Source organism: Cellulosimicrobium sp. NPDC030954, assembly GCF_055571305.1.
The window spans coordinates 582,631-595,678 of record NZ_JBVIFN010000002.1; the positions used below are offsets into that span (position 1 = coordinate 582,631).

At 76.1% G+C, this 13,048-nt stretch carries 13 protein-coding genes; 7 read left to right on the forward strand and 6 right to left on the reverse strand.

Annotated features, from left to right (window positions below; genetic code table 11):
• Positions 1-10: 10 nt before the first annotated feature.
• Positions 11-730: a response regulator gene (locus ACZ402_RS07610; RefSeq protein ID WP_375824944.1), complete on the reverse strand. Its 720-nt coding sequence runs from the start codon at positions 728-730 to the stop codon at positions 11-13.
• Positions 727-2,052, reverse strand: a complete 1,326-nt coding sequence (locus ACZ402_RS07615) for a sensor histidine kinase (RefSeq protein ID WP_375824945.1) — start codon at positions 2,050-2,052, stop codon at positions 727-729. Before ACZ402_RS07615 ends, ACZ402_RS07610 begins: the two co-directional genes overlap by 4 nt.
• Positions 2,053-2,218: 166 nt before the next feature.
• On the opposite strand from ACZ402_RS07615, the gene ACZ402_RS07620 reads away from it, so the two are divergent.
• The 3 genes from ACZ402_RS07620 (at position 2,219) to ACZ402_RS07630 (ending at position 6,200) form a co-directional block, all read left to right on the forward strand.
• Positions 2,219-2,752 carry a hypothetical protein gene (locus tag ACZ402_RS07620; RefSeq protein ID WP_375824946.1) on the forward strand — a complete coding sequence of 178 codons (534 nt, stop codon included), beginning with the start codon at positions 2,219-2,221 and terminating at the stop codon, positions 2,750-2,752.
• Positions 2,753-3,015: 263 nt separating this feature from the next.
• Positions 3,016-4,722, forward strand: coding sequence for a multicopper oxidase family protein (locus ACZ402_RS07625; protein ID WP_375824947.1), 1,707 nt, complete (start codon positions 3,016-3,018; stop codon positions 4,720-4,722).
• Positions 4,723-4,820: 98 nt separating this feature from the next.
• A complete protein-coding gene (locus ACZ402_RS07630; RefSeq protein ID WP_375824948.1) occupies positions 4,821-6,200 on the forward strand; it encodes a M20/M25/M40 family metallo-hydrolase in 1,380 nt (459 codons plus the stop codon).
• Between the two features lie 19 nt (positions 6,201-6,219).
• Here the strand turns inward: ACZ402_RS07630 and ACZ402_RS07635 are convergent, their stop codons facing one another.
• Both ACZ402_RS07635 and ACZ402_RS07640 read right to left on the reverse strand, forming a co-directional pair.
• The gene (locus ACZ402_RS07635) at positions 6,220-7,071 is read right to left on the reverse strand and encodes a fructosamine kinase family protein (protein ID WP_375824949.1); all 852 of its coding nucleotides are present in this window, start codon (positions 7,069-7,071) and stop codon (positions 6,220-6,222) included.
• A gap of 10 nt (positions 7,072-7,081) precedes the next feature.
• Complete coding sequence (locus tag ACZ402_RS07640) at positions 7,082-7,315, reverse strand: DUF5703 family protein (protein ID WP_375824950.1); 234 nt, start codon at positions 7,313-7,315, stop codon at positions 7,082-7,084.
• A gap of 101 nt (positions 7,316-7,416) precedes the next feature.
• Here ACZ402_RS07640 and ACZ402_RS07645 point away from each other — a divergent pair, with 101 nt between their 5' ends.
• Entirely contained in the window at positions 7,417-7,737 is a 321-nt protein-coding gene (locus ACZ402_RS07645; RefSeq protein ID WP_253049754.1) for a primosomal protein, read from the forward strand.
• Positions 7,738-7,747: 10 nt separating this feature from the next.
• Here the strand turns inward: ACZ402_RS07645 and ACZ402_RS07650 are convergent, their stop codons facing one another.
• Complete coding sequence (locus tag ACZ402_RS07650) at positions 7,748-8,716, reverse strand: aldo/keto reductase (protein WP_253049752.1); 969 nt, start codon at positions 8,714-8,716, stop codon at positions 7,748-7,750.
• Positions 8,717-8,925: 209 nt separating this feature from the next.
• Between ACZ402_RS07650 and ACZ402_RS07655 the strand changes: the two genes are divergently transcribed.
• Positions 8,926-9,801, forward strand: a complete 876-nt coding sequence (locus tag ACZ402_RS07655) for an undecaprenyl-diphosphate phosphatase (RefSeq protein WP_375824951.1) — start codon at positions 8,926-8,928, stop codon at positions 9,799-9,801.
• A gap of 7 nt (positions 9,802-9,808) precedes the next feature.
• Here the strand turns inward: ACZ402_RS07655 and ACZ402_RS07660 are convergent, their stop codons facing one another.
• Positions 9,809-10,909 (reverse strand): magnesium and cobalt transport protein CorA, encoded by a 1,101-nt coding sequence (locus tag ACZ402_RS07660; protein WP_375824952.1) that lies wholly within the window; start codon positions 10,907-10,909, stop codon positions 9,809-9,811.
• A 153-nt stretch (positions 10,910-11,062) separates the two neighbouring features.
• On the opposite strand from ACZ402_RS07660, the gene mshC reads away from it, so the two are divergent.
• Positions 11,063-12,337, forward strand: a complete 1,275-nt coding sequence (mshC, locus tag ACZ402_RS07665; protein ID WP_375824953.1) for a cysteine--1-D-myo-inosityl 2-amino-2-deoxy-alpha-D-glucopyranoside ligase — start codon at positions 11,063-11,065, stop codon at positions 12,335-12,337.
• A gap of 9 nt (positions 12,338-12,346) precedes the next feature.
• The gene (locus ACZ402_RS07670) at positions 12,347-12,958 is read left to right on the forward strand and encodes a hypothetical protein (protein WP_375824954.1); all 612 of its coding nucleotides are present in this window, start codon (positions 12,347-12,349) and stop codon (positions 12,956-12,958) included.
• Positions 12,959-13,048 lie beyond the last annotated feature (90 nt).

The following is a 13,048-nucleotide window of genomic DNA, read 5'->3' on the forward strand; positions in this document are numbered from 1 at the left end:
GACCGCGCCTCTACCTCGGCGGCGTGCCGGGGCGGACCAGGCCGGTCTCGTACGCGACGACGACGAGGCCGGCCCGGTCCCGCACGCCCAGCTTGGCGAGGACGCGGCCCACGTGGGTGCGGGCCGTCGCCGGGCTCATGAACAGCGCCGCGCCGATCTCGTCGTTGGTCAGCCCGCGCCCGACGTGCGCGAGCACCTCGCGCTCGCGGTCCGTGAGCTGCTCCGCGACGGCGGCGGCGAGCGCGTCGTCCCGCCGCCCGGCGTCGACCGCCTGCGCGACGACGCGCGCCGTCACCGCGGGGGAGAGCAGCGCGTCGCCCGCGGCGGCGGTGCGCACCGCGGCGCGCAGCTCGTCCGGGCTCGCGTCCTTGAGCAGGAAGCCCGACGCCCCGGCACGCAGCGCCGCGAAGAGGTTCGCGTCGTCGTCGAACGTCGTGAGCACGACGACGCGGGGACCGTCCGGGCGGTGGCCGGTCGTCCCGTCGCCCGCGATCGGCGTCTCGGTGCCGCTGGCGCCCGCGACGATCTGCCGCGTCGCCTCGACCCCGTCGAGGACGGGCATCTGCAGGTCCATGAGCACGACGTCGGGCCTCGCCCGGCGCGCGAGCGCCACGCCATCGCGACCGTCGGCGGCCTCGCCGACGACCTCGACGTCGTCCGCACGCTCGAGCAGCGCGCGGATGCCCGTTCGCACGAGGGGCTGGTCGTCGACCAGCACGACGCGGATCACGCGGGGCCTCCGCCCGCGGCCTCGCTCCCCGGTGCCCCGGCCGGCGCCGGTGCGGGGCCGGCCGCGCCGACCGGGACCAGGGCGCGCAGGCGGAAGCCGCCGCCGTCGGGCGCGTCGGTCGTGACGGTGCCGCCCAGCACGGCGACCCGCTCGCGCAGCCCGCGCAGGCCGAACCCCTCCCGGTCCGGGGTGCCGCCCGGTGCGCCGCGACCGTCGTCGCGCACCTCGACCGCGAGCACGTCGCCGGGCGTCCCGGTCGCGGGCTCCAGCGTCACGCGCACGACGGCGGCGCGCGCCCTGGCGTGCCGCAGCACGTTGGTCAGCCCCTCCTGCACGACGCGGAACACCGCCGCGCCCGCCGCGCTGCCGTCCGCCGTGCCCGCGGGCAGGTCGACGTCCAGCGTGACCTCGAGGCCTGCCGCCCGCGCCGTGCGGGCGAGCTCGCCGAGCCGGTCGAGGCGGGCCTGCTCCGCGACGCCCGCCGGCCCGTACGGACCCCGCAGCGAGCGCACGGTCGCGCGCAGGTCCGTCAGCGCGGCCGTCGCCGACGTGCGTACGAGGTCGAGCTCGGCGCGCGCCGACGCGAGCGCGTCCTCCCGCCCGGCGCCGTCGGCGCGTCCCACGTCGTCGAGCGCTTCGCGCGCGACGCCCGCGTGCAGGGACACGACGGCGAGGCGGTGCCCGACGACGTCGTGCAGGTCGCGGGCGACGGCCTCGCGATCGCGCGCGAGGCGGTCGGCCGCCTCGAGCTCGCGGGTCTGCTGCAGCAGCGCGTCCGCGTGCCGCCGCTGCTCGTCGCGCTGCCGACGGGCGAACGCGCCGTGACCGAGCGCGATCGCGGCGGCCATGAGCGCGACGGTGGTCGCGAGCTCGTACCCGACGACGAACCGGACGTCGTCGCCCTCGGCGAGCCGGAAGTACGTCGAGGCGACGACGAGCGCCGCCGCGACACCGACGGCCCACCCGAGCCGGCCCGCGACGGCCGCCGAGTACAGCGCGACCGAGACGGGCAGCGCGAGCCCGATCGCGGGCAGGTCGAGCGTGTAGTACGCACAGATCACGAGCGCGGTCGCGACGAGGACCCCGACGGGGAAGCGGCGCCGGCCGAGGACGAGCAGCCCCAGCACCAGGGCGATCGGGTACGCGACCCACGGGTCGGCACGCGTGCCGCCGACGTCGGCCGCGATGGCGAACGCGACGACGTCGAACACCGCGAACCCCAGCAGGGCGTCGATGAGCCACGGCGGCGGCGACGGGCGCGCCGCCCGGGTCGCGGGCGGCGACCCGGCGGGCCGCTCGTGCGGGAGGTCGGGGGACGTCACGACCATCGAGTCTAGGAAGACGCACTCCGACGCGCGTCCGTCGCAGGGCGGGTCCGCATCAGGGTCGACTACGTCGAGACGCGTAGGCGCGGGGCGCGGGACGGCGCATCGCGCCGCGCGCCGGGGCGGACGCGGCGAGGCGATGCCGATCTCTAGCGTCGACGGCATGAACCCGACCCCCGGCCCCGCACCGGACCGCCCGACCCCGCCCGCCTCGTCCGTCCCACCGGGCGGCCCGGTCCCGCCCGGTCCCGCCGTCCCTCCCGGACGGTCGGAGGCGCCGGCTCCTGCGGCCCGACCCACGCTCGGCGAGACCGTCCGCTCGCTGAGCTGGCCCCTCGTCCTCGGGCTCGGTGCGCTCGCGCTCGTCCGACCGCTCCTGAGCGTCACAGGCCTCGACGACGCGATCGGCCGACCCGCCGCGCCCCTGCTCACGACCCTCTTGCTCACGGTCGTGTGGATCATCGCGATCGTCGTCGCCCGCCCTGCGCACCCGTTCGCGACCGGCGTGGCCGTCGGGCTCGCCTACGGCGTGCTCGCGCTGGTGCTCAGCGCGGTGCTGTCGCCGATCCTCACCGGGGAGCTGCAGGGACCCGTCGCGCACCCCATCGCGATCGTCCCGATGCTGCTCACCAACGCGGTCTGGGGGGCGCTCGCAGGAGCCGTGGCGCTCGGGCTCCTCGCGGCCCGACGCCGCTGAGGCCGGCTGCCGGCCCCGCCCCGACCCCTTCCGGACCCCGACCGACCCGCACCTCTCCGACGTCTCCCGACCCGCACCGCCCGACCCGGCACCACCCCGAGCCGTGCCCCCGTGCGCTCGGGGTCGGTTCCGGGCCCGCGCACGCTTCCGAGCGGACGCGCCCGGCACCGCCCGGTCCCTAGCGTCGACAGCGTCGCCCGCACCGCCGTGCCGCCGTCGACCCGCACCCGCCGACCGCCGTCGTCCACCCTGGAGAAGACCCGATGACGACCACGACCACCACCCCGCCGCCCGCCGTCCCGCCGCACCCCGGGGCGCCTGCCGGATCGCCCGGACGGCCCCCGCGACGGCGGCGCAGCCCGCTCGCGCGCGTCCTCGTCGTGCTCGGGCTCGTCGTGGTCCTGTTCGTCGGGGCGGTCGTCGCGGTCGTGGGCGTCGCGTGGGCGCGTGCCGCGACCAGCACGGCGGGAGCCGTGGAGTTCACGCGACCGCTCGCCGTCCCGCCGCTCGCGGAGTCCCGGGTCGAGGACGGCGTGCGCGTCTTCGAGCTCGAGGCGCGCGCGGGCGTCGCGGACCTCGGCGCCGCCGCGCCCACCCCGACGATCGGCCTGAACGGCGACTACCTCGGCCCCACCCTGCGGGCCGCGCGCGGCGAGCGCGTGCGCGTCGACGTGACGAACGCGCTCGACGAGACCACGACGCTCCACTGGCACGGCATGCACCTGCCGCCCGCGATGGACGGCGGCCCGCACCAGGTGGTCGAGCCCGGAGAGACGTGGTCGCCCACGTGGACGATCGACCAGCCCGCCGCGACCCTCTGGTACCACCCGCACCTGCACGGGCGGACCGCGAGCCAGGTGTACCGGGGGCTCGCCGGGATGTTCCTCCTCGACGACCCGGCCGCCGCCGACGGCCCTGCTGCCGACCTGCCGCACGAGTACGGTGTCGACGACGTCCCCGTCATCCTCCAGGACAAGAGCTTCCACGCCGACGGGCGGCTCGACGACGCCGCCTCGTTCCTCTCACCGGTCGGCACGCTCGGCGACACCGTGCTCGTCAACGGCACCCCCGGGCCCTACCTCGACGTCACGACCGAGCGCGTCCGCCTGCGCCTGCTCAACGGCTCCGACTCCCGCGTCTATGACGTCGGCCTCGCCGACGGCGGCGCGGTCCAGCTCGTCGGGACCGACGGCGGGCTGCTCCCCGCCCCGCGCACGGTCGAGCGCGTGCGTCTCTCCCCGGGCGACCGGGCGGAGGTCGTCGTGACCATGGCCCCGGGGCAGCGCGCCGTCCTGCGCAGCTTCCCGCCCGAGCTCGGCGTCAACCCGCTCTTCGAGCGGTTCTCGGGCGGCGACGACACCTTCGACCTCCTCGAGCTGCGCGCCGCCGGCACGCTCGCGCCGAGCCCGGCCGTGCCCGACGCCCTCGGCACCGACCCGGCCGACATGCTCGACGAGGCCGACGCGGTCCGGACCCGCACGTTCCGGCTCTCCGGCCGGTCCATCAACGGCCGCTCGATGGACATGTCCCGCGTCGACGAGGTCGTGACCGTGGGGGAGACCGAGGTCTGGGAGGTCACCGGGCTCGACGACACCCCGCACAACTTCCACGTCCACGACGTCCAGTTCCGCGTCCTCGACGTCGGCGGCGAACCACCCACGCCTGACCTGAGCGGCTGGCAGGACACCGTCTACGTCCAGCCCGGCCGCGTCACGCGCCTGCTCGTCCGGTTCGAGGCGTCCGAGGGGACGACCGACCCGAGCACCCCGTACATGTTCCACTGCCACCTCCTCACGCACGAGGACCAGGGCATGATGGGCCAGCTCGTCGTCGTCGCCCCGGGCGAGCAGGCGCCGTCCCGCATCGACGTGCCCGACGGCGTCACCCACCCCGACCACGACGCGGACGCGCTCCCGGGCGACGGCACCGGCCCTCGCCGCCTCGCCCCGGACCCGCACGGAGGCCACTGACCCCGCCCGGGCCGAGCATGCGGTCGCGACCCGGTCCGGGCGCCGGACGATCTACCACCGCATGCTCGGCAGGCGACCGCGACGGGTAGCGTGTGGTCATGACCGCTCCGCACCCGGAATCCCCGGCCAGCACCCGCACCCCGGCGACCGTCGACGCCCCTTCCGGCACGGTGCCGCGAGCCGAGGACGAGGTCGTGCGGATCTGCCGGGAGCTGCTGCGCATCGACACGTCCAACTTCGGCGACGGGACGGGCCCGGGGGAGCGGCGCGCGGCCGAGTATGTCATGGGGCTGCTGCACGAGGTCGGGCTCGAGCCGGAGCTGTTCGAGTCGGAGCCCGGACGGGCGAGCGTCGTCGTGCGCCTCGAGGGCGCGGACCCGACCCGGCCGGCGCTCGTGCTGCACGGCCACCTCGACGTGGTGCCGGCACAGGCGGCGGACTGGTCGGTCGACCCGTTCGCGGGCGAGGAGATCGACGGCCTGCTGTGGGGCCGCGGCGCCGTCGACATGAAGGACATGGACGCGATGATCCTCGCGGTCGTGCGGCAGATGGCGCGCGAGGGACGCAAGCCCGCGCGCGATATCGTCGTCGCGTTCTTCGCCGACGAGGAGGCGGGCGGCGAGTACGGGGCGCGCTACGCCGTCGACCACCGGCCCGAGCTGTTCGAGGGCGCGACGGAGGCGATCAGCGAGGTCGGCGGCTTCTCGGTCGAGGTCGGGGGCCGGCGCGCGTACCTGCTGCAGACGGCGGAGAAGGGCATCGCGTGGCTGCGCCTCGTCGCGGAGGGCCGGGCGGGTCACGGGTCCCAGGTGAACGAGGACAACGCGGTGACGCGGCTCGCGGAGGCGGTCGCGCGCATCGGGGCCCACCACTGGCCCAACACGCTCACCCCGACGGTCGACAAGCTGCTGCGCGGCGTCGCGGACCTCACCGGGCTCCGGTACGACCCGGAGGACCCGTCGTCGGTCGCGGCCCTCGTCGCCGCGCTCGGCCCGGCGTCGCGGTTCGTCGGGGCGACCGTGCGCCACACGTCCAACCCGACGCAGCTCACGGCCGGGTACAAGGCGAACGTCATCCCGGGCCGGGCGGAGGCGGCGATCGACGCGCGCCTGCTGCCCGGGCACGAGGACGAGGGGTTCGAGACGCTGCGCGCGCTCGCGGGCGACCACGTGCGGGTCGAGGAGATCCACCGTGACATCGCGCTCGAGGTGCCGTTCGAGGGCGACCTCGTCGACGCGATGGTCGACTCGCTCCTCGCCGAGGACCCGGAGGCGACCGTCCTGCCGTACACGCTCTCGGGCGGCACGGACAACAAGTCGCTCGCGCGCCTGGGCATCACGGGCTACGGCTTCGCGCCGCTGCGCCTCCCGGCGGACCTCGACTTCTCCGGCATGTTCCACGGGGTCGACGAGCGCGTGCCCGTGGACTCGCTGCGGTTCGGCGTGCGCGTGCTGGACCGCCTGCTGCGCACCTGCTGAGGCCGAGCCGCGCGCGCTGTCAGGAGTCGCCGAGCAGCGCCCGGACCGACGAGCGCAGCTGTGCGCGGTAGCCGCCGCCGAAGAGCACGGCGTGCACCGCGACCGGGTAGACCTGGTGCAGCGCGACCCGGTGGCGCCACCCGCGCGCGAGCGGGTGGACGGCGTCGTACCCGGCCACGATCTCGTCGAGGAACGGCGCGCCGAACAGCGCGAGCATCGCCAGGTCGGCCTCGCGGTGCCCGCCGTGCGCGGCGGGGTCGATCAGGACGGCCTCGACGCCGTCCGCGACTCCTTCCGGGCCGGGGTCGTGCGGGGACCACAGCACGTTGCCCGACCACAGGTCGCCGTGCACGCGCGCGGGCGAGTCGTCGAGCGCGGGCCGCGCGAGGTCCGCGAGGCGTTCTCCCAGCCGTTCGAGGAGGCGCGCGTCGTCGGCGTCGAGCGCTCCGCGGTCACGGCCCTGGCGCGCGACCGGGAGCAGCCGCGCCTCGGCGTAGAAGGTCGGCCAGTCGGGCCAGGAGCCGGTCGGCATCGGCAGCGGGTCGTCGAGGGGGCCGAAGAACGCGTCGCCCGACCAGCCGGGCGGCGCCGCGCCCCAGGACGGTGCCCCGGCGTCGTGCACGACGGCGAGCGCCCGGCCGAACGCGTGCGCCGCCCCGGGCGTCGGCGCGGCGGGCAGCACGCGTTCGAGGTCGAGGCGTGTCGGGCTCACGTCGAGGACCCGGGCGACGCGGGGCCCGCCCGCGACAGCGAGCCAGGAGAGCCCCGCGGCCTCGCAGTCGAAGAACCCCGGGGGCGCGTCCGCGCGCGACGTGGTGAAGACGCCCGGTGGGGCGCCCTCGGCGCCGTCCCCGCGGCCGGGACCGCTCACGGGGCCGGGCTCACAGGGTCGAGCTGACGCGGATGATCTTGCGACGCAGCCAGACGCGGCGCTCGCCCCCGACGTACAGCCGCGTCCGGGCGAGCTCCCAGCGCCCGTACTCGGCCTCGTCCGTGAGCAGCCTGCTCGCGTCCGACCGGCTCGTGGAGCGGTCGATCGTCAGGACGCGGTACTCGTACTGCCCGCCGTTCGCGGCCCATCCGGACCGCCGGCGTGACGTCGGCCTCTCCTCCACGCGCCACCGTCCTCTCTCGCCTGTCTCGGTCGTCGGCCGGGCGGGAGAACCTGCCCGACTAACGAGTGCCATTGTGCCCCTCTCGGCGCTACCGTCAGGGTATGACCGCTGACCCGCGTGCCGCGCTCGACCGGTTCATCGCCGCGCTCGAGGCCCACTACAACGCCGTCGCCGCACGCCGCGGGGAGGACGACCCCGCCGTCGACGACGCCTACTACGTGCTCGCGGACGCCTTCGAGGTCTACGACGAGGCCCTCGGCCAGGTCCACGGGGAGGCGACGCCGTTCTACCTCGCGGAGGAGGACGACGAGGACGAGGACGAGGACGACGACGAGGAGGACGAGGACGCGCTCGACGACCTCGACGACACCCTCGACGACGACGTCCTGACCGGCGAGCTGGAGACCGACGGCGCGCGCTGACGCGCCGTCGTCACCACCGCTCGGGGTAGCCGACCTCCAGGTCGCTCACGTCGTCGAGCGCCGCGCGGACGGCGTCGGGGAGCTCGAGGTCGGTCGCGGCGAGCGACGTGCGCAGCTGGGCCGGAGTCCGGGCGCCGACGATCGCGCTCGCCACCGTGGGGCGACCCAGGAGCCACGACAGCGCGACGTCGAGCGGGGCGCGGCCGAGACCGTCGGCCGCGGTGACGACGGCCTCGACGATCCCCGAGGAGGACTGGTCCAGGTAGGGCTCGACGAACCCGGACAGGTGCGGGGACGCGCCGCGCGAGTCCGCGGGGAGCGAGCGGCGGTACTTGCCCGTGAGCACGCCCCGGCCCAGCGGCGACCAGGCGAGCAGGCCGAGCCCGAGCGCCTCGGCGGCCGGCACGACCTCCCGTTCCGCGCCGCGCTGGAGCAGCGAGTACTCGAGCTCGACCGCGGCGAGGCCCACGTCGTCCGCACCGCCGAGCAGCGTCGCGGCGCGCGCCGTCGCCCACGCGGGGTGGTTGGACAGCCCGACGTACCGTGCCCGGCCGGACGTCACGGCGTGGCGCAGCGCGGAGAGCGTCTCGGTGAACGGCGTGCGCGGGTCGGGCGCGTGCACGAGGAACAGGTCGACGTGGTCGGTGCCCAGGCGCGACAGCGAGTCGTCCAGCGAGTCGAGGAGCGCCCCGCGGGACGCGTCGACGACCGGTCCCTGCGCCGTGCGGCGCACGCCCGCCTTGGTGCACAGGAGCACGTCGCGCCGGTCGACCTTCGTCCCCAGGATCGACCCGAGCAGGGACTCGGCGTCCCCGTCGGCGTACGAGGCGGCGGTGTCGACGAGGGTCCCGCCCGCGTCGACGAAGTCGCGCAGCTGCTCGGCGGCGTCGAGCTCGTCCGTGTCCCGAGCCCACGTCATGGTGCCGAGGCCGAGCTCGGACACGCGCAGGCCGGTGCTGCCGAGGTGGCGGTGTTCCATGGGAGCCGAGGGTACCGGCGGACCCCGCCGCGCGACCGCCGGGGCGCGCGACGGACGCCACGAGCGGCGAGGTTCACCCGTCCCTCCGGGCCCGCCGACCAGGTCCGCGGGACGGTGTTCACGCGCTCGTCGCCCGGCGTTCATCCGGGGGCGCCGACCCGCCGACGAGGTGCCGGAGGGGCCTGCCGGAGCGGGTATCGTGGCCGCTCGTGAACGCGTGGGAAGCCGTCCTCCTCGGCCTCGTCCAGGGCCTGACCGAGTTCCTCCCGATCTCCTCGAGCGCGCACCTGCGCATCGTGGGCGAGCTCATCGGCTCGCAGGACCCGGGGGCCGCCTTCACGGCGATCACCCAGATCGGGACCGAGACGGCGGTCCTCCTGTACTTCCGGCGCGACATCGCGCGGATCTGCGCGGCGTGGTGGCGCTCGGTGCGCGGCGACCACGGGACGGACTGGAAGGCGCGCCTCGGCCAGCACGACCACGACGCCGCGATGGCCTGGTACATCGCCCTGGGCTCCGTCCCGATCGTCGTGCTCGGCCTGCTCTTCCAGGACGCGATCGAGAACACGTTCCGCAACCTCTACCTCACCGCGCTCATGCTCGCCGTCTTCGCGCTCCTGCTCGGCTGGGCGGACCGGATCGGCGCCAAGCGGCGCACGCTGCGCGAGCTCTCGCCCGGCCAGGCCGTCGCGTTCGGCTTCGCGCAGGCGCTCGCGCTCGTCCCGGGCGTCTCCCGGTCCGGCGGCACGATCACGGCGGGCCTCCTCATGGGCTTCACCCGCGAGGCCGCGGCGCGCTACTCGTTCCTCCTCGCGATCCCCGCGGTCATGGGCTCGGGGTTCTACCAGCTCTTCAAGTCCGCGGACGAGCCGGCCCCCGGCGCGCCCGGCGCGGGCGCGACCCTCATCGCCACGCTCGTCGCGTTCGTCGTCGGCTACTTCGTCATCATCGCGTTCCTCAAGATCGTCTCGACCTTCAGCTACACGCCGTTCGTGGTCTACCGCCTGGTGCTCGCCGCGCTCGTCGTGCTGCTCCTGCTCACCGGCGTGCTCGAGCCCGGCGGGACCGCCGCGTCCACCCCGTGACCCGCGGTCAGAGCCAGCCGACCCGCTTGAACACGCGGTAGAGCACGAGGCAGCCGACCGCCATGAGCGCGAGCGCGAACGGGTAGCCGAACGCCCAGTGCAGCTCGGGCATGTTCCGGAAGTTCATGCCGTAGACCCCCGCGACGATCGTGGGGTAGACGAGCATCGCGGCCCAGGCCGAGATCTTGCGCATGTCCTCGTTCTGGCGCACCGACACCTGGGACATGTGGACCTGCAGCATGTCCGAGAGCAGGTCGTCGTGCGCGTCGAGGTGGCGGTCGATCCGCTCGACGGTCGTCACCACGCGCTCGAGCATGCGCCGGTTCACCGCGAGGTGGTCCGGGACGTCGGGGTCGAGCAGCTCCGGCAGCTCCGCCGAGACGGGCATGAGCGCACGCCGCGCCTCGGTGATCTCGCGCTTGAGGTCGTAGATGCGCTCGACCGGGTCCTCGCGCTGCTGGTCGAACACGACCCGCTCCGTGTCCGCGACCGCGTCGCCCAGGCCGAGCTCGACCTGCGACGCCCCGCCCACGATCGCCAGGACGGCGGCGGACACGATCCGCTGGACGGGTGTGCCCCGCGGGTCGCCCGGTGCGGCGAGCTTGTCGAGCATGGTCGCGTGCACGTCGGCGTCCCCCTCCTCGGCGGTGACGACGGCCCCCGGTCCGAGCAGCGCGGCGAACTGGCCGGTGCGCACCTGGCGGTCCGCCTCCGTGAACCACGCCGTCGGTGTGACGAGCAGGAGCCAGTCGGGCGCGAGGCGGCGCACGTGCGCCAGCGGGTGGTGCGCGTGCCGGGACAGCTCGTGGCGCGTCGGGCCGGGGCCTGTCGAGACCCGGGCCGCCGCGTCGAGCACGGAGTCGAGGTCGGCGACCCGCGCCCACGTGGCCGGTCCCCGCGCGGCCCGGCGGGCGCCGTCCTCGGGGTCGCGAGCCGCGTCGTGCTCGGTGCGCGCGTCCCCGAGCGCGCCGGGGTCGGCCTCGCGCATCCCGGCCGCGCCCGGGTCCACGGTCCACGCCGCCAGGACCTGCACGCCGTCGAGCAGCGGACCGCTCGCGCTCGACCCGTCCCGCGGGGGGTCGACGCGGGGTTCGGTGGGCTTCGTCACGTCCGCATTGTCCCGCGCCCGGCACGGACCTGCCCGGGCGCGCGGGGGATCGCCGTCGGTGCGGCCGACGTGCGTCGTCCGTGCCCCGTGCGCGCGGCGCCCGCCTTCCGGACGACGGTCCGGCGCCGACGTCCCGGCGGCTAAGGTTGACGCGTGCACAGCTGGCCCGCCCCGCAGATCCCCGAGCTCCCCGGACGAGGCCTCCCGGTCCGGGTGCACGACTCGACGACCCGCGAGCTCGTCGTCGCGGCCTCGGGCGAGGACGCCACCCTCTACGTGTGCGGCATCACGCCGTACGACGCGACCCACATCGGCCACGCGGCCACCTACATCGCGTTCGACCTGCTCGTGCGCGCGTGGACGGACGCCGGCCAGCGCGTGCGGTACGCGTCGAACGTCACCGACGTCGACGACCCGCTGCTCGAGCGCGCCGCCGCGACGGGCGTCGACTGGCGCGCGCTCGCCGTCGACCAGACGGCGCTCTTCGCCGAGGACATGACGGCGCTCGGCGTCGTCCCGCCGGACGTCTACGAGGGCGCGGTCGAGACGATCCCTGCCGTCGTCGAGGCGGTCACCGAGCTCCTCGACGCCGGGCTCGCCTACCGCGTGCCGGTCGAGCCCGGCGCGGGCGGGACCGACCCGGGGCTCGGCGACGTCTACGCCGACCTGTCGGCCGACCCCGCGTTCGGGTCGGTCTCGCGCCTCGCGCGCGACGTCATGCAGCACCTCTTCGCCGAGCGCGGGGGCGACCCCGACCGCGAGGGCAAGAAGGACGCGCTCGACCCGCTCCTGTGGCGCCGCGAGCGTCCGGGCGAGCCCGCGTGGGACGGCGGCGCGCTCGGCACCGGTCGACCGGGCTGGCACGTGGAGTGCGCCGTCATCTCGCGCGACGGGCTCGGCCTGCCGTTCGACGTGCAGGGCGGGGGAGCGGACCTGCTCTTCCCCCACCACGAGATGTCGTCCTCGCACGACCGCATGCTCTCGGGCGGCGGCGCGCCCCGCGCCCACGTCCACGCCGGCCTCGTCGCCTACGACGGCGAGAAGATGAGCAAGTCGCGCGGCAACCTCGTGCTCGTCTCGAAGCTGCGGGCCACGGGCGTCGACCCCATGGCGATCCGCCTCGCGCTGCTCGCGCACCACTACCGCGGCGAGTGGGAGTGGACTGACGACGACCTGCCCGCCGGCGTGCGCCGCCTGGAGACCTGGCGCGACGCCGTCTCCGGCAACGGTGGTCCCGACGCCACCGCGACCCTCGCCGCCGTGCGCGCCGCGCTCGCCGACGACCTCGACGCGCCCGCGGCGCTCGCGGCCGTCGACGCGTGGGCGGCGGAGTCGCTGCGTCCCGGGCGCGACACGTCCGCGGACGTCGAGGGCGCGCCCGGCGTGGTCGCCCGCGCGGTCAACGCGCTCCTGGGTGTGCGGCTGTAGGTCCGGGTCGTGACGCCCGGGTGCCGGTGGCGGACGCGCGGGCGCGAGCTCGTCGGGTCCGCGCGCCTGCGCCCGAGCGGGGGGCGGGTCGTGGTCCTCGTGCTGGGCCTCGGGCTCGCTGTGGCCTCGGTGCTGGTGCTGCGCGGCGCGACCGCCGTCGCGGCGGTCGACGGCTGGACGGCGCGGCAGGACCCCTGCCTGTCCTCCCGGGGCTGCGCGCCCGTCGTCGTCGAGGCGGTCGTCGGGGCCGTGCTGGCGCTCGGGGCGCTCGCGCTGCTGCTCGGCTCCGTCGGCCTCGTGCTCCGGCAGCCGGTCCTCGTCCTGACGGCGGACGGCGTCCGCGCGCGCCAGGCCCGCGTCGACCACGTGCGGACCGTGCCGTGGGAGGACCTGACGGGCGTCGACCCGGCCGGCCGGCGACGGCTCGTCCTCCAGGTCCTGGGCGATCCTCCGGCGGAGGTGACGGTCCGGAGCGCCCGGCCGGCGTCCGACGCCGCCGTGCTGCGCGGCTTCCTCGGCGACCCGGGCGCACGCGTCGCGATCGGCACGACCCCGGCGGAGCGTGCGGCCAGCGCCTGGGCCGCGGGCGGGTCGTCGCCGCGGGACCTCGAGGGGACCTAGGGCGTGTCCGGTGAATCGCGGAGCCAGAGGATGATCGCGGCGATGGTGAGTTCGGAGCGGTAGTAGGCGGCGCGTTTGGTGAAGCGGGTG

What these genes read in the sequence shown, in the direction of transcription:
- ACZ402_RS07620 (WP_375824946.1), top strand. Translation starts at nt 2,219, where the DNA reads ATGAACCCGACCCCCGGCCCCGCACCGGACCGCCCGACCCCGCCCGCC.
- ACZ402_RS07625 (WP_375824947.1), top strand. Translation starts at nt 3,016, where the DNA reads ATGACGACCACGACCACCACCCCGCCGCCCGCCGTCCCGCCGCACCCC.
- ACZ402_RS07630 (WP_375824948.1), top strand. Translation starts at nt 4,821, where the DNA reads ATGACCGCTCCGCACCCGGAATCCCCGGCCAGCACCCGCACCCCGGCG.
- ACZ402_RS07645 (WP_253049754.1), top strand. Translation starts at nt 7,417, where the DNA reads ATGACCGCTGACCCGCGTGCCGCGCTCGACCGGTTCATCGCCGCGCTC.
- ACZ402_RS07650 (WP_253049752.1), bottom strand. Translation starts at nt 8,716, where the DNA reads ATGGAACACCGCCACCTCGGCAGCACCGGCCTGCGCGTGTCCGAGCTC.